This is a genomic window from Sphingobium sp. Leaf26 (genome assembly GCF_001421665.1).
In the GTDB taxonomy this organism is placed as follows: Bacteria; Pseudomonadota; Alphaproteobacteria; order Sphingomonadales; family Sphingomonadaceae; genus Sphingobium.
The window spans coordinates 1-24,308 of sequence record NZ_LMKV01000010.1 but is presented as its reverse complement, the minus strand read 5'-3'; the positions used below and the strand labels follow the sequence as shown (position 1 = coordinate 24,308).

Genomic DNA, 24,308 nt, shown 5'->3' with positions numbered 1-24,308 from the left:
CGCGGTTAACCGGCGATACGCTCTACCACCTACGCGGAACGTCTGCACTTGGCGACAGAATTTTGACCGATGAACGTCTCTGACGGGTCGGTACCGGAGATAGCCGCTTCGCGTTCCGTTCAAGACTTTCGAGTGGCGCCGGACTTTTTCTGAAATCCGCCGTTCCCGTATCGTTTGGTTTTAGTGCGCACATTGCCAAAGTTTCGAAGCGGATAACTATCCCACTACGGCCGTGAGTTCCAAAGCTGCCGATAATGGATGTGCGATCCGCGTAAGGCTTGGCGGATCGCGACTATCAGCCCGCAAACATGGGCGCCTTGTCGAAGTCCACCTTGCCGAAGGGCTTGTCGGTGAAAAGATAGCCATAATAGAAGTTGCGCAATTGCTTGTGGAAGGCGCGGATGCGGTCCTGATAGGCAAGCTGGGCCTGCATGTCCGTGTTGGCCAGGCGGGCGAGGACCGATTGCACGCCAACGGACGGCAAAAGCCAGCCGATATCGTGAGCGGCCGCATCACGCGTCTCTATGCCATGGCGGTAGGCCGCGACCTTGCCCGCGACGCTTTCGTCACCGAGCTGGTGGAAGGCGAGATACCATTTATAGTGGAAGGCGGCGTTCAGCGGCGGACTGTCCTTCCATTCGGGATGGTTCGCGTAGAAGGCGCGCATCGTGTCCTCGCGCGGAATGTCCCAGGCGCGGTTCACAGCTTCGCGCTGGGCGAGCGTCAGTTCGACGCCCTGGCCGACCGGGATCGCCTGATTGATCGCGACATGGGCGACCGTGGGCAGGATCAGCGTCAGCACCAGCCACAGGCCCGCCAGCGTTGCCGCATTGGCGACCGAAGTCCAACGCAGACGCCCGATCAGCAACGTCAAGCTGATCCAGAAGGCAAGATACAAGGCGATAAGGCTCAGCACCGCCAACAAGGCCAGGCCCGTCACATGCGACAGAATCGCCCCGATCGCCAGTGGCACAGCCAGCGCCGCGAACAGCAGTCCCCCGCGCAGCAGCACCCGGCGCGCCCACAGATGGCGCCCCGATCCGGCGATCGCGTCCAGCATTCGCAGGCGGCCCGCTTCCCGCTCGCCCGACACCAGATCGTGGAACAGGGCGATCACGAATAGCGGGGTCAGATAGACCAGCACGAAGGCGAAATCGAAACGCCCGGGGAGGGCCAGTTCGGGATTGAAGGCTTCTCCGTCATAGAGCTGCGCCTCCAGCCCCAGCGAGCGAACCCGCAATATATAGGGCGCGACATCGCGCAGGCCGAGCGCGGCGAAGGCCAGTGGCGCGGGCGCATCCCATGTCGCATGGAAGCTGTAATAGGCGGCGCTGCCTGCGTCCTTCGATTTGTCCACCCATGCCGCGATGCTGGCAATATCCTGCGCCTGTTTGGGCTGGATACGGGCGATGACATCGCGCTGGCGGGCGACTTCGGCCATGCCTGCCACCACTGCAGCGATGGAGAGCAAAGCGACCAGCAGCAGCGTCAGTACTGCCATGCGGACACGCAGCAGCAGGCGCAGTTCGTGGGCGATCAGGGTCATGGACGGGCTTTCTGAAGATGGCGGGCGACGGGCAGAAGCGCCAGCGCGGCGATGATCAGCCAGGCGAGCAGCAGGCTAAGGCCGGGTAGGCTGGCCTTCACCAGATCGGCGGCGCTGGCAGGCTGGAAACGGAATTGCGGGATGTCGTGCCAATGGCCGGCGGAAATACGCTTGCGCTGGTCGGCGCCTACATCGCCCGCGGTGTCATTGGCATAGCTGACTGAATCGGCCTGCAACCTGTTCAGCCGCTGCACCATGTCGTAACGATAGGCTTCGGCCTGCGTCATGAAACGGCGATGGCCCGCAAGGTCGGTGCCTGCCGCCGCCATCGACAATTGTCGGAGCGAAATGGCGGGGCTGACGATGCCGAATCCGTCGGTCATGCGGCTTTGCGCCGCCTGTATCGCGAAGCTGCGGTCGGCATAATCGTCGAACAGGCCGGACGTCAGCTTTTCGCCCTCCATCCCCAGCAGGCCCTTATAATTGACCGGCAGATCCTCGACGCGGGTGACGCCATATTGGCGCAGCGTCTTTTCCTTGAACGCCTTGAAGAAGGGGTCGTCGGGATTGTGGCTGTCGCCCAGTTTGTGAAGGTCGTGCGCGATTGCGATGTCGGTTTCCAGACGGGTGGGCAGTGCATGGGCCTGCGTTGCGACATCTGGCGCGACGCGGGGCAGCAGGATGACCAGCGCGGTCCAGAGCGCGAGCAGCGCGAGCAGCGCATCACGCCCGCGCCGCACCAGCGCGGACACAAGGATGACGATGATCGCCCACAAAGTCAGATAGGCGGCATAGCCCAGTGCGATAACCAACATCGGTCCGGCCAGCGCGCCCGGTTGCCCGGCGATCAGAAGGAAAGCGATCATGGTGGGCAGGCCGACCAGCGCCGCGACTACGCCCAGCGCCAGCAGCTTGCCCATCACCAACGCGCGGCCCGATACGCCCTGCGCCAGCATCTGACGCAGAGAGCCGAGCTCCCGCTCCCGCGCCACCGCGCCATAGCCAAGGAAGATCAGCAGCAGCGGGGCGATCACCTGCAACACGAAGGCCGGGGTCAACTGGCCGAAGCGGACCAGCAGCGATGATTGGCGGACATCGCCGAAATTTGCACTGTTCTGCCGATGTCCCTCAAGGAACATGCTGTTGCCTGTAAAGGCATCGACGCCGGAGTCGAATGTGGCCAGCGGCCCCAGCGGGCGAAAGATGAAATTGCCGAAATGCACCATCCGGTGCGGGTGCCGGTCAGGCTGCGCCTCAAATTCCTCGGCCGCCTGCGACTGGAAACGCGCGCGGGTTTCGGTAATGGACTGCTGGTGGGCCCAGCTGATGAGCGCAGCGGCCAATGTCAGCAGCACCAGCAGCGCAAAGGCGACGACGGCGACGCGGTTGCGCCGCATCAGGCGCAACTCATCGCTCGCGATCAAGGTGACGGTGCTCATGCGGCGGCAACCTCACGCGCGAATTTGCGGTGCAGTTCGCGCACGTCGAACCGGTCGTCACCCTGTGCCGATGCTTCATCGACGATGCGGCCGGCTTCCAGAAAGCCGATACGGTCGGCAATGTCGGCCGCCGACAGCAGGTCGTGCGTTACCATCAGCACCGCCGCGCCCTTGCGCGCGACATCATGGACGAGCCGGTTAAAATCCGCCGTGGCGCGCGGGTCGAGGCCGGAGGATGGTTCGTCCAGCAACAGCGCCGGCACTTCGCGCAGCAGGGCGATAGCGATCGCGACCTTTTGCCGCATCCCCTTGGAAAAGCCGCCCAACCGCTTGTCCCAGGCGGCTGCCTGCAATCCCGTCGCCTCGAACGCGCCGTCGATGGCGTCGGGGGCAGGGTGCCGCCCCGCCAGCGCTAGTAGATAGACCGTATTTTCCCGCGCCGTCAGATGATCATACAGCGCAACATTTTCCGGTACATAAGCGATCTGTTCCCGCGCCCTGTCCGGTTCCGCCGTCGGATTATAGCCCGCAATCTGAACGATCCCGCTGTCGGGCCGGGCGAAACCCAGCAGCGTCGACATGGTGGTTGATTTACCCGCTCCATTGCCGCCCAGCAGCGCGTAAATCTCCCCCGCATCGACGTGCAGGGTCAGCCCGCGCAGCACCTGATGGCTACCATAGGATAGGTTGACGTCGGACAGGATGATGCGCTGGCCGGTGGTGGTCGGGGACATGGATATGGGCTCCTTGGCTGTTGGCGTGGAGCATTTCGGCGGCACAGCAATTTGTCAATGGTATGTTATAACATTTATGTTGACGAGGCAGTCACGGTCATAATAGACGGCTCGCGAATGATATGTAGTATCATTCGCGATTTAGGGGCATCATGAATTTCCACACCGTCTTGCGGACCGCATTGCTCGCGTCCGCCATATCCGTCTCCGTGTCGCCTGCGCTGGCGCAGCACCCTGTAGCTGGTGATGCCGACGACAATATCGTCATCACCGGATCGCGGGAAGCGAGCGCAAGTATCAATGGCCTGGTGGTCGATCCCTTGTTGCTGCCGCAAAATGTGCGCATTCTGGGCAGCAGCCTGATCGATGAAACGGGTTTCACCGACCTTTCGCAAATGTTCGATTTGGCCGGCGGCATGGCGCGGCAGAACAGCTTTGGCGGGGCGTGGGACGCCTATGCCATTCGCGGCTTTTCCGGCGACATCAATCAGGGGCCGGACCTGCTGCTCAATCGCTTCAACGCCAATCGTGGCTTCAACGCACGGCGTGACGTGGCCACGGTGGAAAGCTTTCAGGTACTCAAGGGACCAGCCTCCGCCCTGTCGGGCAAGGGCGAACCGGGCGGATCGATCAACATCGTGACGAAGGCGCCGCTGGACCATTTCCACGCGTCGACCGAACTTTCCTATGCCAGTTTTGATACCGTACGCGCCAGCGCCGATTTCGGCGGCCCGGTATCAGGCACGGTCGGCGCCCGCATGATCACGGTCTATCAGCAGGGAGACAGTTTCCGCAACTATAACAAGAGCGACCGGCTGCTGCTGGCGCCCTCCATCAGCTGGCAGCCGAGCGAAAGCGTGCGTTTCCTCTATCAGCTCGAATATAATCTGGTGCATTTCACCCATGATCGCGGCCTTGTCGCGGTGAATGGCGATGGCAAGGCACTGCCGCGCAGCCGCTTCCTTGGGGAACCCAATGATGGTCAGATGCTCCAGCGCACCAGCCAGCATCAGGGCAGTGTGACGATCGGCCTGGCCGACGGCGTCGCGCTGGAGGCGGGCGTGCAATATCGAGACGGCGTGATGCAGGGGCAATCGACGCATAACAGCGCGCTGGTCGGCACGCGCCTGCGGCGGCAATTGCGCGTGCATGATTATGACTGGCAGGATATGTCGGGCCGGGTGGAACTGAGCGCCAACGGGACGCTAGGGGGCGTCGCCCATCAGGTTCGGATCGGCGCTGACGGTTATCGCTACGACCAGCGCCGTGTTTTTTATCGGTTCAGCCCGACTGCGGCTAACCCCTATGACATCGACATCTTCAATCCCGTCTACGGACAGCCCAAGCCGGTGGCGACGCTCAACCAGAATCTGCTGGAGCAACAGCGGGGGCAGAGCCTCTATGCGCAGGATCTGCTCACCCTGGGCGACCGCTTCAGCCTGCTTCTGGGCGTTCGGCGCAACTGGATACAGCAGCGCGTTCACAATTACCGGAACGGCGCGGTCAATCGGCAAAGTCCGTCGGTCACGTCGCCGCGCGCTGCCTTCACCTTCGCACCAAGTCAGTCCGTGTCCGCCTATTTGAGTTGGGGGCGTTCTTTCCGCTTCAATCAGGGCGTCGATGCCAATTCCGACCCCTATGCGCCGGAACGGGGCGATGCATGGGAAGGCGGCATCAAATATGCGCTGCTCGACAAGCGACTGACCGGCACGCTGTCGCTGTTTCGCATTACCAAGGAGAATGTGCTTGTCAGCGACGGCACCAGCAGCGGCTTTTCAATCGCGGCGGGCCAAGCGCACAGCAAGGGCGTCGAAGCCGACATCAATTACGCGCTGGATGACAGGTTCAACCTGACCGCGGTCTACGCCTATACCGACGCCGAAGTGATTAAGGACACCCGGCCGACCGTGGTTGGATCAGGCCTTAGCAATGTCCCCCATCATTCTGGGGCCATTTACGGCCACTGGCAGTCCGACGCGACGAATGCCGAATCGATTGGTCTGGGCGCTGGACTGACCTATGTCGGGGAACGCCCCGGCGACGACATCAACAGCGGTTTCGAGCTGCAGGATTATGTCACTACGCGGATGAACCTGTCCTATCAGATCAACCGCCATGTCGCCGTGCATCTGGACGCGGAAAATCTGTTCGACGCCTATTATCTGGAAAGCAGCTACAGCAATATCTGGATCACGCCCGGCGCGCCGCGCACCGTTCGCGGAAGGCTGGTGTTGTCGCTGTGATGCTTAAATATGGTGGCCTGTTTGTCCTCTCCGCCCTGTTGATCATCCATCCGGCCGTCGCCCAGCGCACCGATGAAAATGCGGTGCGAGAGGCGGAGGATGGTTTCGGAAAAAGTGTCGGCAGCGATTCCGTCGGCATCTATGCCAGCGGCAATGTCCGGGGCTTTTCCGCCAGCGATGCCGGCAACAATCGGATCGAGGGGCTGTATTTCGACAAGGCAGGGCAGATCAGCAATGTCATCGTGCGCGGCACGACGGTCCGGGTCGGCCTTACATCCTTCGGCTATCCCTTCCCAGCGCCGACCGGCATCGTCGATTCCGACCTGCGCCGGGTCGGCGACAAGCCGGTGGTGAGCGTCCAGTTAAACAGCGGTGACTATCTGGGCACCGATCTCGTGGTCGACGCCGCCCTTCCAGTGAGCGAAAAGCTGGACCTCAATCTCGACCTTGGCCTGTATGACGATGAATATGTCAGCGGCGCGAGCGGATGGTTCGTCAGCTATGGCGGAGTGCTGCGCTATCGCCCGGTGCAGGGAGTGGAAGCGACTGCCTTCTTCGCGGGCTATCAATATGGCGACGAGGAACAGGCGCCGGTCATCTACACCGCTGATGGCGCGCCGCCGCCACGCATCAAGCGCCGCCGCTATTTCGGTCAGCACTGGGCGGACTGGGCGGGCGACAATCGCAATGTCGGCGGCACGATCAAGGCGAACGTTGGTCGGTGGCAGATTGCGGTGGGCCTGTTCGAGAGCCATTTCACCAAAAACGACTATGCATCGGCCTATTATTCCAGCGTCGAGGCGCAGGGTTCGGGGCGATCGACCCTGCTGATCGGCCGGGACCAGAACAATGCGTCAACATCGGGCGAGGCACGGATCAGCCGCAGCTTCGGCAACGGCGCGCTGGTTCACCGCGTGCTGTTGTCGGCGCGCGGGCGACGGGCGGAGGCGCGCTATGGCGGCTTCGATACCCTCGATCTGGGGCAGGCGACGATTGGCGTGCCCGATCCACAGCCGCGTCCCGACTTCGATTTCAGCGCGCTGACCCGCGACCGGGTGAGGCAGATGAATTACTCGGTCGGTTATGAGGCACGCTGGCGCGATTTTGGCGAACTTAATCTGGGCATAACCAGCGCCGACTATCGCAAGACGGTCGCGCAGCCCGGCCGGCCTGCCGAGGTGGTGAACGACCAACCCTGGTTCTGGAACGCCGCGATCGCCGTCACCCCGACCCGCTCGACAACGCTCTATGGCGCTATGACGCGGGGGCTGGAGGAAAGCGGGATTGCGCCCGCCAACGCCGCAAACCGCAACCTTGCCCTGCCAGCGCTGCATACGCGGCAAAAGGAAATCGGCTTGCGCCAGTTGCTGCCGGGTGGGATGAAACTGGTCGCGGCGCTTTTTGACCTGCGCAAACCCTATTTCGATATAGACAGCCGCGATGGCTTTTACCGGGTGCTGGGCGAAGTGAAGCATCAGGGGCTGGAGGCATCGCTCGCCGGTCAGCCGCTCGCTGGGCTCAACATGGTGATCGGCGCGGTCTATCTGCGTCCACGCGTCACCGGGCAGGCGGTCGATGAAGGGCGGTTGGGCAGCAAGCCGATCGGCCGCACCAACCTTACGATCGATGCCAATTTGGACTATCGCCTGCCGTGCATGCCCGCGCTCTCATTTGACGTGCATATGCTCTACGAGGGCGAGAAGGTCGCCAATGCCGCGAACAGCGCAACTTTGCCCGCGCAGGCGGTGATAGATCTGGGCGCGCGTTATCGCACCAGCATAGCCGGTATACCGACCTTTTGAGGCTGCAGGCCAAAAATATAACGGATGTCTTTGGCTGGAAGGTGTCGGGCGGCGGCGGTTATACGCTATTGACGGGAAGAAGGCTGGCTGCGGTGCTTACAATGGATATTTGATGGGGCCAGGCCCAGTAGGACAGGCGTCGCGCCTCAGTGGTCGATGCATGATATAGTGTCCTCATGTCGCACCCATCGTACGTCATTGGCAGCTATTCCAAAATAAAATCTTGAACCTGCCGATCTCCTACGGCCAGTCTTGGGCATTCGGAATGGGAAAGCAGACCAACAGCAGCTGAGAACGAGAAATTGGCCGCTGAATGGCGTTAAAGGGGCGATTGACCCTCGACCTTTTCATCAGGACCGGCGATATCGGCTTATGGCGTCCGATCGTAAAACCGTTGAATTCCTTGTCGAGCAGATGGCAGGCGGCGGCACCGTTTCAGCCAAGGCAATGTTTGGCGAATTCGGCATTTATTGCGATGGGAAAATGGTCGCATTGGTCTGCCACGACCACCTATTCGTAAAGCCCACGGTTGGAGGGCGGGCATTCGCTGCCGGTGCGGAAGAAGCCCCTCCATATCCAGGTGCAAAGCCCTGTCTCCTGATCGACGCGGAAAAGTGGGATGACCGTGAGTGGCTTGCCGAGATCGTTCGTATCACATCCCAGGAATTGCCTGCTCCCAAGGTCAGGACCAAGCGCAAATCCGGTTGATGCAACGCCTGGCAGAAGCCCGTGTCCGTTAACCTAATGTCCGCCTTTGGAATGTGCAGGTGGATTGTTGAATGTCCGGGAAGGGTCGTCACAGGAAGGCAGCTTAATGGGTCAGGTCTGGCATTTCACGCTGCCATGACTGCCGGCGCCGACCGTTCCCATTACTGGGCCAAACGATCGGTATCGTTATTTCCGCCTTCGGCCGAGCCTTTCACAGCCCGGCCTTGGACAGAGGCCGACAGCGCTGTCGGGCAATGATGCGTCAGTTCAGCGATTTCGCCATCAACCGTTCCAGCCGCTCAGCAAAAGCGCGAGGATCGGCGGGTGGCTGACCTTCGGCGATGCGCGCCTCGTCGAGGAGCAGGAAGGCAAGGTCGCTCCGCTCTTCGTCGCTGGCCCCGGTCTGGCCGAGCTTGGCGATCAGCGTATGTCCGGCATTGATTTCCAGCACCGGCTTCGCCCGCTCCGGCGCCTGTCCAGCCGCTGCCAGCATCCGTTCGAGTTGCAGATCCATCGCGCTTTCTGAAGCGACAATGCAGACGGCGCTGGTCGTCAATCGGTCGGACACCCGGACGTCGGACACCTGGTCGGCCAAAGCTTCCTTGGCAAAGCTGATGAAGCTGCTCACATCCTCGTTCGGAGCATCCGCCGCTGCGCTGCCTTCTGCCAGCGGGATCAGGCTGAGGTCGGTCGCGCCTTGGGTCACCGACTTGAAGGGCTTGCCGTCATAATCTACACCAACGGTCGTCCAGAAGCTGTCGACCTGGTCGGGGAGCAACAGAACCTCGATCCCACGCGCCTTGAAACCCTCGAGCTGCGGTGATTGGGCGATCCGATCGAGATCGGTTCCGGTCGCATAATAGATAGCGGTCTGGTTATCCTTGAGCGAGCCCGCATAGTCCTTGAGCGAGCGCCACTCGCCGTCCGACGTGCTGGTCTTGAACCGGGCAAGGTCCAGCAACTGCCCGCGCCGCTCGAAATCCTCATAAAGGCCTTCCTTGAGCACCGCCCCGAAATTCTCCCAGATCGCGCCATAGCGGTCGGCATCGCTGGTTGCGATCTTGTCCAGTTCCGACAGGATGCGGTTGCTCACGCCCTTCTGGATCGCTGACAAGACGGGGCTGTCCTGGATCATTTCGCGCGACATGTTGAGCGGCAGGTCGGCGGAGTCCACAAGACCCCGCACAAAGCGCAGGTAGCGAGGCAAGATTTCCGCCTCATCGGTGATGAAGACGCGGCGCACATAGAGCTTGATCCGACCCTTGCGGTCGGGATCGAACAGGTCGAACGGCTTGGTTTCGGGAATGAAAGTCAGCACGGAATATTCGTGCCGCCCCTCCGCGCGATAGTGGACCGTCAGTGCGGGCTTGTCGAATTGTCCCGCGACGCTGCGGTAGAAGTCTGCATAATCCTCTTCGCTGATGTCCGACTTCGCCTTGGTCCAAAGTGCCGCCCCATCAGCGACCTGGCGCTCTTCCTCTTCGCTGCCCAGTTCCTTGATGAAGATGGGCACGGGGACATGGCCCGACTGCGCCTTCACGATCCGCTCGACCGTGTAACGCTCGGCATAGGTCTTTGCATCGTCCAGCAGATGCAGGGTCACGCGCGTGCCGCGCGCTGGCGCCTCTGCAGTGTCCACTGGCGCGATCGTGTATGTTCCCATGCCATCCGACGACCAGCTGGCGGCCTCATCAGTTCCTGCACGCCGCGACACGACATCGACATGCCCCGCCACCATGAAAGCGGAATAGAAGCCGACGCCGAACTGGCCGATCAACTGCTGGCCCTCGCCATTCTTGTCAGCGGTCAGCCTGTCCATGAAGGCCTTGGTCCCCGACCGCGCGATCGTGCCCAGCGTTTCCCCCATGTCAGCGGCGCTCATGCCGATACCGTTGTCCTCGACGACGATTATCCCGGCTTCCTTGTCAAGTGCCAGTGTGATGCGCGGCTGCGGATCGTCGCCGAACAGGGCTGGATCAGAAATGGCCTCATAGCGCAGTTTCTCGCACGCGTCGGCCGCGTTGGAGATCAATTCGCGCAGGAATACGTCCTTGTCGGAATAGACCGAGTGCACCATCATGTGCAGCAACTTGGAAACATCCGCCTCGAAGGCATGCGTTTCAGGGGCACCTACGGTGTCGATCGTCATTGGTCTTCGCTCTCTCATATGGCAGACTATGCGACGGTCAGATGGATCGAATGCGATTTCCATTCAAGAGGTGGGCTTGAAAGTACCGCTCTTCTTGGTCTTGCCTGTTAAAAGCGGTGCCCGTCCGCATTTCCTCGCTACCTTTGTTTTAGAGCGACCCCGCGCAGGGATTTTTCGCTCTCATCGCCACATTAGGCATCGCCATATTCCCTGATTGACGCTTTGTTCAGTTGCGCCAGGACCGGCTGATTTTGCAACCGCCTCTACATGGACGCGACGTGCGGCACTGCCTCGTCCAAGGTGTTGACGACAATGAAAAAGCGATCCGCCATCGTGGTCCATAAGGTAAAAATTACGATCTCGGCCTCGCCTGTGCTGTCCGTTCCAATCGGATATCCCGTCTCTTTCCTCAAACCATGGCGTGCGCCACTCGCTTCCCAGATCGCCATCTGCCGTGTTGCGCCATCTCATGGAGGTAAACGCAGAAAAACCGGACCGACCGCAACTGGGGATCAAAAACTTCTGGCTGAACGGCCGATAAGGGTCGTTTCAGCATCTTGAAAAACGGGGGCTATCCACTTTCCGAAGGGAGGTAGATCGGAGCGTCTTCGGGCACCCAAGGCGCCGATCGCACCATTACCATGGCAAATAGTCTCGATGCCAAGCATTCGCATAGCCAAGCTTTGAGGAAGGGGAGCGGGAGAGTATCGAACCAACTCTGGTCGACCGCAGCAAATTGGCGAACGAACGGCATTATCGCCGCGTCCGTCAGTCCCCATGTGTCACCGCACACAGAAGGATTCCCCGCCAGCCTGCGTTCCAGCTTTTCCAGAAATGCCAAAGCGGCGCTTCGATGGGATAAGGCGTCCGATCCATGACGCTCAGGATATTTGTATCGATCGAGGTTATATTTGAAAGACCCATCGTTCATCGCGATTAACTCCGGGTCATCACCATTCAACCAGCCGTCTGGATCATTCCGAGCCAATGCATGGTGCATAATGTCGATGCTTTGGTCGATAACTCTGTCGTCAGGCAGGACAAGCACGGGGACAGTGCCTTTGGGCGAGGCTGCGAGCATCGCCTCCGGCTTGGCGGATAACTTGACCTCGCGCAGTTCCACGCGAGTCCGGCTGCCAACCAGGGCCAGACGCGCGCGCATTGCGTAAGGGCAACGGCGGAAGCTGTAGAGAATCCCGTGGGTCATCTGGTCTTTGATACACCGCTTTCTTATCGATCGACATGGGCCCTCTGGCCGCGCCGCTTGATCTCGTGAGATATCGCTGGCCGGATGAAAAGCCGGTCTTATCCCGATGATCTACTCGCTAAGTTCCAAGGCACTACCAAGAGATCATTGGTGCTTTGCTCCGATCAGGTGACACTCCAAACCCATAGCCTGATGGAATCGGCATAGCGTGCGCCCGAACAGAGGAAGATGCTGCTATTGAGCCATGCATAAGGGCCAAGCGGCGCGATGAATTCGGGTATGGTGCGGAAATAATAGGCCGACGGGTCGACGGTGTCACCGGCCGCCAGGCGCGCCATGACCTCGGCAGGCCCATGGCGCAGGCCGCGATTGCGGATCTGGATGATGGTGCCGTCATCGGTTTCGATTCCATAGGTTGCGTCCGCGACGGTGACGCCATCGGACCGAAGAAGTTGCCAATCGCTGCCCCCGCCAAGGATGCGGCCACGGATATTCGGTCCCTCGACGGTGCCGGACAGGATCGGGATGATCCGCCGGATGCCATCGGGCGTTTCCCCGATAGGAATGGGCGCAGCCAGTTCGGCGCTGGCCACATAGACGAACGCCAACCGTGGCCGAATGGCGTCGGCGGGCACGGTATCTTCAGGAGACATGACCATCCTCTTTTCCAAGGCCCGTGCAGGATATCACGTCCTGCCCGGCGCTTAGCTGGTACAACAGGTCGACATGATCCGGCAGGTCGGCGACCATGTGGCGGGTCACACGCTCATAATGGCTGACGAACCGCGCGACTGCAGCGTCGTCCATGATCCCCGGCGCATCCGGTGCGGTCGCCCGCAGCTTATGTTCCTGGAGCAGCCGGTTTTTCAGGACATGGTCGAAAGACGGCGGCTTCAACATGACCAGATGATCGATCAGCGAAAACCACTGCGCGTAGGATGTCTCAAGGGCGCTGTTCACATGACGCCGCCAGATGCCGTCCGGGTCATACTGCGCCTCCAGCGCATTGAGCGGCTGTTGCAGGGCTGCGGCATCCTGCGGTCGCGCACCCACGCACCAGCCTTCAAACAGCAGGATATCGACCTTGCCTACATGGTGCGTCCAGTCGGCCTGCGGCAAGCGGTCGTCCAATGCCTTGCTGAATCGCGGGATCAGCGTGTCTCGACCGGCGATTATATCCTCCAGCAAAGTGATGCCCGCATCGACATCATGCGTGCCCGGCACTCCGCGCGTGCGGAACAAGGGGTAGATGTCCCTCGCCATCTGTTCCCGCGCCTGCAACGGCAGGTAAAGATCGTCCAGGGAAACGACCGCCGCCGACAGCCCCTGTTCGGGCAGCAACGAGGCCTGGAGAAAGCGGCAGACCGTGGATTTCCCGCTGCCCTGCGCACCGTTGATCCCGATGATGAGGGGCCGTCCGGCCGACGCATGCCAATGTGCGATCTGTCGTGCGAGCGGCCGCCACCAGCAATCGACCATCGCCGTATAGGAAGGCGGCAATCGCTCGGCGGCGATCAAATCGTCGATGGCGGTCGCCACTACAGGCTGTCCTGGGGCATACGCCCATCCCTCCAGTCGTCGAGATTGGCAAGCGCGCGCAGGCCCATCGCCTCCCGCGTCTCCCGCGTCGCGCTGCCCAGATGGGGGAGGAGAACCGTGTTCGGCGCGTCACGCAGGCGTTGGGAAAGATGCGGTTCGCCGACGAATACATCGAGACCCGCGCCACCAATCCGCCCGATTTCCAGCGCATCGACCAGCGCGTCTTCATCGACCACGTCGCCGCGCGCGGTGTTGATCAGGATCGCATGGGGCGCCATCTGCGCGAAGATGGCCGCATCGATGATGTTGCGGGTTTCCGCGCCGCCCGGAATATGCAGCGAAACGACATCGCATTGGGCGACCATCTCGGCCAGCGACGACACATAGCGGGCACCCAGGCGCTGCACCGCGTCCTGCGCGCCGGGACGCCGCGAAAAATAGACGATGTCCATGCCAAAGCCGAAACGGGCGCGTTCTGCCATCGCCTGGGCGATGCGGCCGAAACCGACCAGCCCCAGAGTCTTGCCGCGCAGGCTGGTGCCAAGCAGATGGGTCGGCCGCCAGCCTGCCCATTGCCCGGCGCGCAATTCCCGCTCGCCTTCGCCCGCACGCCGGGAGGCCATCAGCATCAGGGTGACGGCGATATCGGCGGTCGCATCCGTCAGGACGCCCGGCGTATTGGTCACGACGATGCCTGCGCCGCGCGCCGCGTCCACATCGATATGATCGACGCCGGCGCCGTAATTGGCGATGATCTTCGTGCGTCGCCCCGCCGCGCCGACGATGCCGGCATGCAGCCTGTCGGTGATGGTGGGGCAGATGGCGTCATAGTCCTGCATCGCCGCGGCCAGTGCCGCTTCCGTCAACGGGATGTCATCCTGACTGAACGTCGCATCATAGCGTTCCGCGATCAGCGCCTCGACCCGTTCGGGCCATTTGCGCGTCACCAATAGCCGGGGCTTGTCAGGCATCGTCACGGATCAGCTCTGCTGTATCGAAGCGGCGAAATAGGCCGTGAAGGGATCGTCGGCATGCTCGGGTGGTTCGCCTTCGCGCACGGTCGTCCGACGCATGTCGCGCCTTTCCTTGTAGATGTCGAAATCGCCGCCCCTGTGCATGGTCGCCAGATTGTCCCAGATGACGATGTCGCCCGGTTGGTAGGAGACCCCGAATACATATTGTGGCTGGGTGGCGAATTCGATCAGATATTTGATGAGCGCGCGCCCTTCCTCACGCGGCAGGCCAACGACATCCATCGCATGGCTACCGATATAGATGGCAGTGCGTCCGGTTGCTTCCTGATGCATGACCATGGGCTGGCGGGCTTTGGGACGGCCGTCAATCTCTTCCTCGGTGATCGGGAAACCGGCGAGCAGGCGCGAATACCAGAGCGAATGTTCGGCCTGCAGCGTATCGACCTTTTCCTTAATGTCGGCCGGCAGGTCTTCATAGGCCGAACGCATGTCGGCGAAATAGGTGAGGCCGCCTTCCTTGGGCACTTCATAGGCCAGCAGCAGCGAATAGGCGGAGCGCAGGTCCATGAAGGAGGAATCCGTGTGCCACAGCCGGTCGCCCTTTTTGTGCAGCACCATATTTTGATCGACCAATATCTCGCCCAACGGCGTCAGGTTGCTGGCGTCGAATATTTCCGGCGTGTCCGGGTGGCGGCGTGGCCGGTTCTTGACCGATGGCGCCGTTTCCAGATGGCCGAAATGGCGACTGAAGGCGACATGGGCTGCATTGTCGAAACCGGTGTCGCGAATGACACACACGCCCCACTGGTTCATCGCATCCTTGATCGCAGCGAAATCGGCATCGCTCAACGGCGCGCTGACGTCGATGCCGGAAAGCTCGGCGCCGAAGCGCGGGGTGAAGGGGGTCGCAGTCAAAGCCATGATCATGTTTCCTGTTAAGGCTTGGTCGCCACGGCTTGCGCCGGAAGGACGATGTTGTCGGTGGGAAGGAGATTGCGGGCAGCCCGACGCTTGCCGACACGGGCGAGCAGCAGGAGCGAAATAGCAGAGAGCAGCGGCGTGACCGCCAGCAGGACGAACAGCAGGCGCGGCGGCATGTTCGTCGCCAGCAGATAACCGCCCAGCAACGGCGCGAAGATCGAACCGATCTTCGCCACCGATGTCGCCCATCCCGCGCCATTGGCGCGGATCGCGCTAGGGTAGAAAATGCCCGCGATGGAATGCATACCAAAATGCGTGCCGCTGATCATCGCCATGCTGAGCAGGGAAAAGATCGCCAGTCCCTGCAACGAAACGGGTGCCAGTCCCATGAGCAGCAGCAGGGGTGCCGCCAGCATCGGATAGAAAGCGATCGCGATCGGGCCGAGCCGATCGGTGAAGCGCATCAGCGCCAGGCCCGCGAGCGACCCGCCGACCGAGCTGACCGACATGATCATGGCCGCCTGCGTCCGGGTGAAACCGACATCCTCGAAGATGATCGGACCCCAGTTGGACTTGAAATAGACCGCCATAGAACTGCCGATATAGGCGAGCCAGAGCAGGCTGGTGATCGGCCGTAGATCGCCCTTGAACAGGGTGGCGATACGAAAGCCCTGCCCGGCGGCGGCCGACGTTTCGTCGGTAACCAGGAAGCGATCCTGCGGCCGCGCACCAAGTCCCGGTTCCAGCGCGTTCAGCGCCTTTGCGATTTTTTCGGGCGATCGCCCTTTCACCGCCAGATAGCGGGCGGATTCAGGCAGCAGCGCAAAGAGGAGCGGGACGAGCAGCAGCGTGGCCACCCCCGACACCATGAAGACCGATTGCCAGCCATAGAGCGGCGCAAGCCACACCGTCATCGGCCCTGCGACAACACCGCCCAGCGTATAGCCCATCATGATGACCGTCACGACGGTCGCCCGATAGCGACGCGGCACATATTCGATGTTGAGCGCCCAGGCGAGCGGCATCAGCCCGCCCAGCGCCACGCCATTGAAGAAACGCAGCAGCAGCAATGCCTGCATCCCCGGCGCGAACGCCATGGCGAGACTGGTGGCGCCGAACGCCGCGACCGATGCGATGATGATCGGCCGTCGCCCATAACGATCGCCCAGCCAGCCAAAGGCGATCCCGCCCAGCATAGCGCCGAACACGCCCGTGGCGAAAAGTTCGCCCAGCGAAATCACGTCGGCGCCGAACCCGTCGCGCAGGTAAGGCGCGACGAAGGAGATGACGAGCATGTCGAAGCCATCGAGAAAGGTGACCGCCCAGGATATCGCGACGAGGCGGATGACGAACGCATTGATCCGCTGACGTTCTATCACGTCCGTCACCTCGATGACGACGGGGGGCGATGGATCGGTTGCGGTCATGCTCATCTTGGCTCGTCCCTCTCCTGCGTCTTATGCACCGAAATGGAAGCGCGCGCCGACCTTGAACGCGCGACCGACCGGATCGAACAGTATCTGGTTGGTGCCGCCCGATGGTCCGGGCATGGCGGGCGGATCGCGATCGAGCAGATTGTTCACCGTGGCGAACAATTGGAAGGTCCGCCCGTTGCCGGCATCGACATTCACACGCGCCGTCATGTCGAGATAGAAGCGGCTGGGCACATTATTATTGTCGACGCTGTTTGGTGCAGTGACGGCATAGCCATCCTGGTCCGGTCCGACGAAATTCGTCCAGTAGATGCCAGAAGGAATATAACGGCCGTGGCCGGTCAGCTGAAATTTCCCGATCGTCCAGGTGAGCACGCCATCCAGGACATAATCGGGCACGCCGGGGATCGTCCCGGTGCGCACGCCGGTCTGACCAGCACGATCGACAGCGCCCAAGGCATCGACGGTGGTCAGTTCCTTGGTGATGTTCGCGATAAATTGCGCATTCAACTCGCCCCAGTTACCCAGCGGCTGACGATATTGCAGCTCGATGTCATAGCCGCTGGTCTTGAGCGCGTTGGAATTGAGGATGACGTCGCGCACCTGCAATATCTGGTTATTGGCGTCGCGCGTGATCTGGCTGCAGAAATTGGTGGCCCCTTGCGCGCACCGGTTGACCAATGTCTGCGCGCCAAGCGCACCGATCGCGTCTTCCACCTTGATGTCATAATAATCGACCGACAGGCGCATCCGCTGCAACAGGCCGCTGCGCGGCGCGATGACGAAGCCCGCCGTCCAGCTGTCCGCCTTTTCCACGGACAGATCGGGATTGGCCCCGGTGATGACGAAAGGGTTGGTCTGCAATCCGCCATTGAGCGGGTCCGACAGGCCAATCGAGCGCAACGTCTGCGGGCCGAACAGTTCGAAAATGTTGGGCGCACGAATATCGCGCGACCGGGTGGCGCGCAACCGAACGCCTTCGACCGGCTCATAAACAAGGCCCGCCTTCCAGGTCGTGACCGATCCCGTCGTGCTATAATGGGTACGCCGGACCGCGCCGTTGAGGTCGAGGGCGTAGCCGACCGAAGAGTCTCGCAGCACCGGGACGGCAATCTCGCCGAACAATTCCTTCACCGTCACGCCACCCGACAGAGCGGACCCGTTGAGCGAGTAGAAGCCGTTCGCCGCAGAGATCGGATCAGCGGTGCCATCCACCGTATCCCGGCGATATTCTGCGCCCACCGCGACCGTCACCGGGCCGGCAGGCAGGTCGAATAGTTCACCGCGCAGGTCCACGCCCGCGACATGCTGTTCGTTGACCGTATGTTGCAGGCCGTTACCGGTGATATAGCCGACCGATGCCTGGCTGTAGCGTCCCTCCCCGAACGGATTGAAGGGGACGCACGCAGGATCATCATTGCTGGCAATGCCATCGGCATTGACCCGGCACACGGTCTGTCCACCGGACTGCACCGCATCCACGGCTTTGAGAAGATTGGCCTGATTGACCAGGTTCGTCGCGCGTTGCGTGAAATTGGTGCGGCCATATTGGTAGAAGCCGTTCACCGTCCATCTGTCGCTCAGCTTCGCCTCAAGGCCCAATACGCCGCGATAGGTTTCGGTCGTCGATGTCGCCCGGCCGGGACCAAGGTCGAACGCGGCTTTGCCCAGGATGAAGGAGGCGACGCCATTGGCGTCCATCGTCGATGCGACGGCGGCAGGGATGAAGGGATTGTCGCGCTTAATGCGGCCTAGCAAAGTCCCGTTGAAGTCGCGGAAGATCGCGCCGTCGACGGTCCCCTTGACCCGCCCATAGGAGACATCGGCGGTCAGCGTCACATCGTCGGTTAGTTCGGCAGTGAGCGCGCCATAGGTGGATACGCGCTCCAGCGGCACCTTGAGCCGCAGGGCGGAGATGAAGCCATTACGCCCCTGCCCCTCACCGCCGAGCATGAACAGCGGACCGACCAGCGTGCCATATTGAAACTGGCCCGGCGTTCCGTCGGCCAGGAATTTGGTGCCACGCAGCGGATCGGTTCCCGTCGTGCCGATCACCTGACCGGCCGCATTATAGGAGCGGTTGATGAGGCCGCCCGGCGACATGGTCGACGTATTGACCCCGCCGACGATCAGGTTGGCAGGCAGGCCGCCAGCACCCGGCGTATTGCCCAGGATCAAGGTCTGACTGTCACACCAGCTACGGCTCGTGCAGGTGCCCAATCCTTCGAGTTTTTCATATTCCACCGCGCCGATCACATGGACCCGATCGCCAAAGCTCATGCCGCCCGACAGGCTGGAGAACAGATTGCCGTCATCGCCGCGCTGCGACATGCCGGCGGCAAATTCGCCGTCCAGACCTTCCTTCTTCCGGTCTAGGATGAAGTTCACGACGCCCGCGACGGCATCCGAACCATAGGCCGCCGACGCACCGCCGGTCACGACGTCGACCGTGCGCAGCAGCGATGACGGGATGAGGTTGGTGTCCACAGACCCTTGCGTCGTGCTGGGCACGAACCGCTTGCCATCGACCAGAACGAGCGTGCGCTGCGGATCAAGACCACGCAGGTCGAGCAGACGCGCGCCGATATTGCCGCCCAGATTGGCCTGTGCCGCCGGACCGCTGGATGCGCGGAAACTGGGCAATTGATTCAATGCTTCGCCGACATTGGTAATGCCGAGCGCATCGAGCCGTTCTGCACCGATCGAGGTAACGGGCGTGGGGGCATTGAAATTGGAACCCAGGCGGGTGCCCGTCACGACGATGTCGGTTACAGGCAAGGGGCCGGACGGGGTTTCGGTCGCCTGGGTAACGACGGATTGCGGGGCAGTGGGCGGATCGGCCGGGGCAGACTCCTGTGCGGCGACACCGGTCGGCAGCGCCATCGCTACCCCGATCATGGCCAAAACACTCGCGTTTGCGCGCAGGCGCTGGGTGCTCAATCGCATCTTCATTTCCCTCTCCTGGCCTTCTGCTGCGGCCTCTGCACAATTTATGTACCGTGATACATAGATTGTCAACGTCCTCCCTTCACGGAAAAAATGAGCGGAAAACCTGATATTTTGCAGTTGTTTATCAGCGCCGCTAAGAACGGCTTGCGGACTGAAATCCACTGTTCCGCCTTTGCGATGGGAATGACATGGCCTCCGACGATCCGAATCCAGCCGATCCGTTCGATAGCACTACGCCGCAATATCGCGCCTATTTTCCCGAAGGATCGCGCGATGACGTCGAATTCCGGCTGACCCGGATATTGTCGCTGTCGGCCCGTCGTTGGGGAACGCATGTCGAAAATCGCATGTTGGCGGCCACGGGCCAGTCCCGATCCCGATGGCAGACCCTCTTCGTCCTGAGCGTTGCACCGCCGCCGGTCACCACGTCGCTCTTGTCGGCCCGCCTCGCCATTCAATGGCCACCGCTGATCCGAACATTGAATTCTCTGGAGGCCGACGGTCTGATCCGCCGGACGGAAAACCCGAACGACAAACGATCACGCTACATCGAGATCACGCCGGCGGGCATGGCGGTCGTCGAGCAAGTTCAGCCCGTTCTGTCAGAGATTCGAACCACGGTATTTGCCAAACTGAGCAAAGAAGAGATGGAACTCGCGACGCGCGTGCTGGAGATAGTGGTTATCGGCGTGAGTGAAGCCCAAGAAGCTGGTATCGAGTGATTGTGCTTGCTCTGTCAAAGCAATTTCACCAGCTTTAAGAAGTTGGTGATTGGGCGGACCAATGGCCGTCCTCACAAGCCCGAAAACCCGTTATGGCACTTCAATTCATCAATTGAAGGTTTCATACTTGGTGGCAGTGAATTAATGGGTGCATTCGTTTGGAGTGAAGCGCGACCGGGGCGTATTGCATCCTATAGGCCACGGTCAAGGAAACTGAAACGCGCTAACCGGCCGGTATGACCGAGTCCGCTGCCAGCCCGTTTCGTTATTTCAACTCATTCTCGGAGGTGATCAGCCGCGTCGTGATGATGTGCATCGCTTCTTCCCATCGCCGCGAAACGTCGAAGATCTTCCGTGCGAACGTGGCATCGACATTTGCCATGAGACGGTGCGATAGCTGACGGTCTGCACCTAGGGCGTGAACAATGACCGCTGAGCGACCGGGAAGGGTCGATTGCTACCGCAAGCGAACACGGAGTCGTGGGACAAATCTGCCGTTCCTGCGCACGACGGTGAGTGCCGGGTTTCGGATAAACCTGCCGGTTGCCATGCCGGATGGCCAGCGGCGCCGTGATAATCATTGCGGCTGCCGCGCTGTCGACAAAATCCCGGTAGCGGAGGCCTCTGAAAAACACCTGATTTCCGTGTAACAGCGACGGCTCGAACGCTATTCCGCGCCGTGCAAAGTTTTCTCAATCAGCCGAAGGTGCAAAATTTGAGCTCCGAGGAAGATGCCCCCAATGAATATCAGGGATGGGATCACCATCCCTTCCTGCCCGGGTCTCGGTGTTAAAATCATGGAGCCAATTGCGAACAGCGCCAGGACGACGATCGCCAGAGCAGGAATGAGACTGAGAGCAAGAATGCGGGGGGCGGACCAGATCACCGTGTTGGAAAGGGGTCGTGATCGCGAAAGCATCCACTGCATGGGAAGCTTCTGCTCTTGCCGAAACCGGGAGTTGGTGCGAACGGCCAGCACGATCATTGTCAGCCCTATGACAGTGGTCAAGATGGTAACGATCATGCGTCGGTCCTTTCGACCCGACAGATAGCATGGTGCCAGAAGGTCGCAAGCTGACGACGGGTAATGCCTGATTTTCGCGCATTCGTAAATGCTGAGGATGCGGTGGACTGCCTAGAACGCGGTTAGGCTTACAGCCCGCTTTGGTGGTCACGATCCGCATCGTCGCTTTCCCGCTTGGCGATGTTCTCGATTACCTCTTGCTTGCGCGGGTCGTGGAGAAACGAGAACGCAAGCCCAATCGAAAGCGCCACCCCCGCCATTCTGCGATTACCCCTGACGGACTTCTTGGCTGCAACGATTGCGCGTGGCAACGCGGCAGCTAGGACAATGGTCAGCCCAATTGCAATGACCCATTCCACGAGCGGATCAGCGCATGAGCGGGAGCAGGCTCCCGGCCAGTCCAAGTAGGACAAGCAGCGTGATTGCCAGCGGAAGTCGGTTGTCTCCCCGCAGCTTCGATACGTATCGCGAGATAATTGCGTCGTTCCGCTGGCCGGTAAAGGCCCAGGCAACGAGGACCAGCCACAGAATGAGCGACAGCAGGCACAGGGGGCTTAGCTTGTAGATTAACCTCCGCTCAGGGTGCTGTCGGGTAAAGGCCACGAGTGGCGGAATAGCGATATAGATGACCAACCCAAGGAGCAGAGCTGTCAAGATCAGGGCGGCATCTGACATGATAATTATCTCGAACCCGTCTCTGGTTTAAAGGGATTGAGGAACAGAGCCTCGACCTGCATCTCGAAAAATGCCGCCAGTTTGTACGCAAGTGGCAAGGACGGGTCGTATTTGTCCGCCTCAACGGCGTTTATTGTCTGGCGAGACACATCCATACGCTCGGCCAACTCGCCTTGGCTCAAGCCGCGTGCAGTCCGCTCCTCGCGCAGCCGGTTCCTCATCCTGCTTCTGATCGGTGAGCGAGCCACCACCGGAGGCGTGCCAAGGCATAGCCCGTAAACTGGAGCAACCAGATCAACGCCGCGCCAGCGAAAAGTGGACTGCGGAACCCGGCGAACATTAGCGCCAGCACCAGGCCAAGACCCCCGCCAAAGCCTCCGCCCCAATACCAGCTCACGAGACGGCTATCCCGCTGCATATGATCCAGCCTATGCCAGCGCGGCAACGAAGCCAGAAACACGCCGATTAGTACCGTTGTTGCCAGTACACCGCCCCACGTTGGGGTCAGATATCGTGGGATGACGCCGATCAGAAATCCGCCAATAGTGGCGGCAGATATCGCCCCAATCGCAGCAATTCCGATTTTCCACTGCCTTGCCGTAATAGCCATGCGACCCTCTAACATGTAAAAAGAATTATACAGGCAACATGGCCTGTCAAATTCTTTTTACAGGCATGTCTCCGCTATATGCGGGCTTCCCTGACTGGAACGGGCAATGGGGGAAGGCACAATTGGTTTGAACGGCCTGTTTAGGGCGCGTGTACCGAGGGGCATACGATCGGCAGTTTTGCGCTGTCCGAAAATCACATGAATCTCAGCCAGTCGCCACGCGGCTCCGCCGAAAATCCGGCGTGCACGGAATTGCGCGGTCCTGTGATCCCGTGGAATGTCCGAAAATCACCGTCGGATTGAGAAAGTGTCCGACAACGCCGGTGGCAGGGTTTTCCTTCAGGGGGCATCGGCGCTGATCTGGCACCTGGCCGCGACCGCCAGCACGGACCGGCGCGTTTCATGTGATTTTCGGCAGGGAAAAGCGGGCGGGCGCCCATCGACCACTTATGGCTGTTCAAGCTCCTGTCGAACGTTCCAATGGCGGACACTTACGGAACACCTGCTGACAGCCGTGACGGCATGCGCCACTTTATGTGCCACAGATCGCCTTATATTGGCTGACGCGTTTTTAGTTCCACTTGGAGCCGAGCCATCATCTACGCCGATGATTGCTTGAAGAGCCATAGCTACCGAAGCAAGGTCAGTTACTTATGGTCATGGGCGTCTCATACTCTATGGTCAGCACGGCTGATGGATCATTAGGCTGTGGAGGACATTGCTGTGAACAGACGGGACATGCTGGTGGCGATGGCGGGCGCAGGCGTAGCAGGCGTGGCACCGCGATGTTTTTCGCAGGATTCCGGTGCACCTGGCAACCGTGTCATTGTCAGCCGCATCGGATTGGTGGACGGACGCGTTGTGATGCCGATTACCATCGGCGGCAAAGGACCGTATCTTTTCCTGATCGATACCGGCGGGGCCACCAGCATGATCGAGGACGAGCTGGCACGCGAACTAAAGTTGCAGGTTACGGGCACGGTGAGCGCGCGAGGTATTGGTGGCCGCGCAATACTTGGCACCTATATGGCGCGCGACGTGGTCTTTGGCGGTGGCGCGCGACAGGCGACGGTATCGATGGCGGGGATGACGGGCGGTTTTGGCGCGCGGGTTCGCGGCGCGTTGGCTGCGGGTATGTTAACCGCTGTGGATGGCGATTTGGACATTGAGGCAGGTCAATGGCGTGTTTACCCCGACGGACGGCCCGAACGCAGCGGCTTTGTGAAGATAGAAAAAGCCATTCGCAGTAATATGAACGATAGAAACCGTGCATCGCCACGCCTGTATGGCGAGGTCGCAGTGAATGGTCAGGCGTTCGATTGTCTGCTGGACACGGGCGCGCCGGGGGCGATTTCACTGTCTTATGATCATGGCCGACGTCTGAGATTGTGGGACGATGCACGCCCGTTCGCTCCACAAGGGTCGAGTGGTATCGGCGGCAGCGGAGGGATTGGCAGGATTGTTCGCGCCGACCATGCAGAGTTTGGTGGGGTGCGGTTCGAACGACCTCTAGGCTCTGTCTGCATTCACCGTACCCAGATCATGGCGCACGCGAGATGGACGAAGCCCATGAAGGCAGAGATGGTTTTCTCGCAGCGCAGGGCGATCCTTCGAAAGCGCTTGAGTTTGTTGA

Annotated in this window: 20 protein-coding genes and 2 pseudogenes; 5 read left to right on the top strand and 17 right to left on the bottom strand. The window is 60.8% G+C overall.

Features of this window, described 5'->3' with window-relative positions; translation table 11 throughout:
• Positions 1-295: 295 nt before the first annotated feature.
• Genes ASE85_RS08745 through ASE85_RS08735 form a run of 3 tightly spaced genes read right to left on the bottom strand, consistent with a single transcriptional unit; the run spans position 296 to position 3,719 of the window.
• Entirely contained in the window at positions 296-1,546 is a 1,251-nt protein-coding gene (locus ASE85_RS08745) for an ABC transporter permease (RefSeq protein ID WP_056686762.1), read from the bottom strand.
• Positions 1,543-2,985 carry an ABC transporter permease gene (locus tag ASE85_RS08740; RefSeq protein ID WP_056686759.1) on the bottom strand — a complete coding sequence of 481 codons (1,443 nt, stop codon included), beginning with the start codon at positions 2,983-2,985 and terminating at the stop codon, positions 1,543-1,545. The genes ASE85_RS08745 and ASE85_RS08740 overlap by 4 nt, the downstream gene beginning before the upstream one ends.
• On the bottom strand, positions 2,982-3,719 hold the full coding sequence (locus ASE85_RS08735; RefSeq protein WP_056686757.1) for an ABC transporter ATP-binding protein: 738 nt from the start codon (positions 3,717-3,719) through the stop codon (positions 2,982-2,984). The genes ASE85_RS08740 and ASE85_RS08735 overlap by 4 nt, the downstream gene beginning before the upstream one ends.
• Before the next feature lie 152 nt (positions 3,720-3,871).
• Here ASE85_RS08735 and ASE85_RS08730 point away from each other — a divergent pair, with 152 nt between their 5' ends.
• From ASE85_RS08730 to ASE85_RS08720, 3 genes are all read left to right on the top strand, one after another.
• Positions 3,872-5,962 carry a TonB-dependent siderophore receptor gene (locus ASE85_RS08730; RefSeq protein WP_056686754.1) on the top strand — a complete coding sequence of 697 codons (2,091 nt, stop codon included), beginning with the start codon at positions 3,872-3,874 and terminating at the stop codon, positions 5,960-5,962.
• Positions 5,959-7,764 carry a TonB-dependent receptor gene (locus ASE85_RS08725; RefSeq protein WP_156358263.1) on the top strand — a complete coding sequence of 602 codons (1,806 nt, stop codon included), beginning with the start codon at positions 5,959-5,961 and terminating at the stop codon, positions 7,762-7,764. Before ASE85_RS08730 ends, ASE85_RS08725 begins: the two co-directional genes overlap by 4 nt.
• A gap of 372 nt (positions 7,765-8,136) precedes the next feature.
• Entirely contained in the window at positions 8,137-8,472 is a 336-nt protein-coding gene (locus tag ASE85_RS08720) for a TfoX/Sxy family protein (protein WP_056686748.1), read from the top strand.
• Positions 8,473-8,734: 262 nt separating this feature from the next.
• Here the strand turns inward: ASE85_RS08720 and htpG are convergent, their stop codons facing one another.
• The 9 genes from htpG to ASE85_RS08675 form a co-directional block, all read right to left on the bottom strand.
• Complete coding sequence (gene htpG / locus ASE85_RS08715) at positions 8,735-10,621, bottom strand: molecular chaperone HtpG (protein WP_056686745.1); 1,887 nt, start codon at positions 10,619-10,621, stop codon at positions 8,735-8,737.
• A 263-nt stretch (positions 10,622-10,884) separates the two neighbouring features.
• Positions 10,885-11,070 carry a hypothetical protein gene (locus tag ASE85_RS08710; protein WP_056686742.1) on the bottom strand — a complete coding sequence of 62 codons (186 nt, stop codon included), beginning with the start codon at positions 11,068-11,070 and terminating at the stop codon, positions 10,885-10,887.
• Positions 11,071-11,192: 122 nt separating this feature from the next.
• Positions 11,193-11,828, bottom strand: coding sequence for a glutathione S-transferase (locus ASE85_RS08705; RefSeq protein ID WP_056686739.1), 636 nt, complete (start codon positions 11,826-11,828; stop codon positions 11,193-11,195).
• 164 nt (positions 11,829-11,992) lie between these two features.
• Positions 11,993-12,481 carry a DUF3237 domain-containing protein gene (locus tag ASE85_RS08700; protein ID WP_235523441.1) on the bottom strand — a complete coding sequence of 163 codons (489 nt, stop codon included), beginning with the start codon at positions 12,479-12,481 and terminating at the stop codon, positions 11,993-11,995.
• Complete coding sequence (locus tag ASE85_RS08695) at positions 12,471-13,367, bottom strand: kinase (protein WP_156358262.1); 897 nt, start codon at positions 13,365-13,367, stop codon at positions 12,471-12,473. The genes ASE85_RS08700 and ASE85_RS08695 overlap by 11 nt, the downstream gene beginning before the upstream one ends.
• Positions 13,367-14,338, bottom strand: coding sequence for a 2-hydroxyacid dehydrogenase (locus tag ASE85_RS08690; protein ID WP_056686733.1), 972 nt, complete (start codon positions 14,336-14,338; stop codon positions 13,367-13,369). Before ASE85_RS08690 ends, ASE85_RS08695 begins: the two co-directional genes overlap by 1 nt.
• Positions 14,339-14,347: 9 nt before the next feature.
• Positions 14,348-15,262 (bottom strand): TauD/TfdA dioxygenase family protein, encoded by a 915-nt coding sequence (locus ASE85_RS08685; RefSeq protein ID WP_235523434.1) that lies wholly within the window; start codon positions 15,260-15,262, stop codon positions 14,348-14,350.
• Positions 15,263-15,276: 14 nt separating this feature from the next.
• Positions 15,277-16,695 (bottom strand): MFS transporter, encoded by a 1,419-nt coding sequence (locus tag ASE85_RS08680; RefSeq protein WP_056686727.1) that lies wholly within the window; start codon positions 16,693-16,695, stop codon positions 15,277-15,279.
• A gap of 24 nt (positions 16,696-16,719) precedes the next feature.
• Positions 16,720-19,647, bottom strand: a complete 2,928-nt coding sequence (locus ASE85_RS08675; RefSeq protein WP_056686725.1) for a TonB-dependent receptor domain-containing protein — start codon at positions 19,645-19,647, stop codon at positions 16,720-16,722.
• A 185-nt stretch (positions 19,648-19,832) separates the two neighbouring features.
• On the opposite strand from ASE85_RS08675, the gene ASE85_RS08670 reads away from it, so the two are divergent.
• Entirely contained in the window at positions 19,833-20,366 is a 534-nt protein-coding gene (locus ASE85_RS08670) for a MarR family winged helix-turn-helix transcriptional regulator (protein WP_056686722.1), read from the top strand.
• 667 nt (positions 20,367-21,033) lie between these two features.
• On the opposite strand, the gene ASE85_RS08665 is transcribed toward ASE85_RS08670, so the two are convergent.
• The 4 genes from ASE85_RS08665 to ASE85_RS08650 all read right to left on the bottom strand — a co-directional run bounded on the left by ASE85_RS08665 (position 21,034) and on the right by ASE85_RS08650 (position 22,286).
• Positions 21,034-21,390 (bottom strand): hypothetical protein, encoded by a 357-nt coding sequence (locus ASE85_RS08665; protein WP_056686719.1) that lies wholly within the window; start codon positions 21,388-21,390, stop codon positions 21,034-21,036.
• A 128-nt stretch (positions 21,391-21,518) separates the two neighbouring features.
• Positions 21,519-21,749 (bottom strand): hypothetical protein, encoded by a 231-nt coding sequence (locus ASE85_RS08660; RefSeq protein WP_056686716.1) that lies wholly within the window; start codon positions 21,747-21,749, stop codon positions 21,519-21,521.
• A gap of 7 nt (positions 21,750-21,756) precedes the next feature.
• Positions 21,757-22,065: a hypothetical protein gene (locus tag ASE85_RS23340; protein WP_056686713.1), complete on the bottom strand. Its 309-nt coding sequence runs from the start codon at positions 22,063-22,065 to the stop codon at positions 21,757-21,759.
• A gap of 5 nt (positions 22,066-22,070) precedes the next feature.
• On the bottom strand, positions 22,071-22,286 hold the full coding sequence (locus ASE85_RS08650; protein WP_056686710.1) for a helix-turn-helix transcriptional regulator: 216 nt from the start codon (positions 22,284-22,286) through the stop codon (positions 22,071-22,073).
• Positions 22,287-23,413: 1,127 nt separating this feature from the next.
• On the opposite strand from ASE85_RS08650, the pseudogene ASE85_RS24390 reads away from it, so the two are divergent.
• Positions 23,414-23,668 (top strand): annotated as a pseudogene (locus ASE85_RS24390) (aspartyl protease family protein); the annotation flags it as partial.
• 533 nt (positions 23,669-24,201) lie between these two features.
• Here ASE85_RS24390 and ASE85_RS23840 read toward each other — a convergent pair.
• Positions 24,202-24,308, bottom strand: a pseudogene (locus ASE85_RS23840) (IS5-like element IS711 family transposase); the annotation flags it as partial.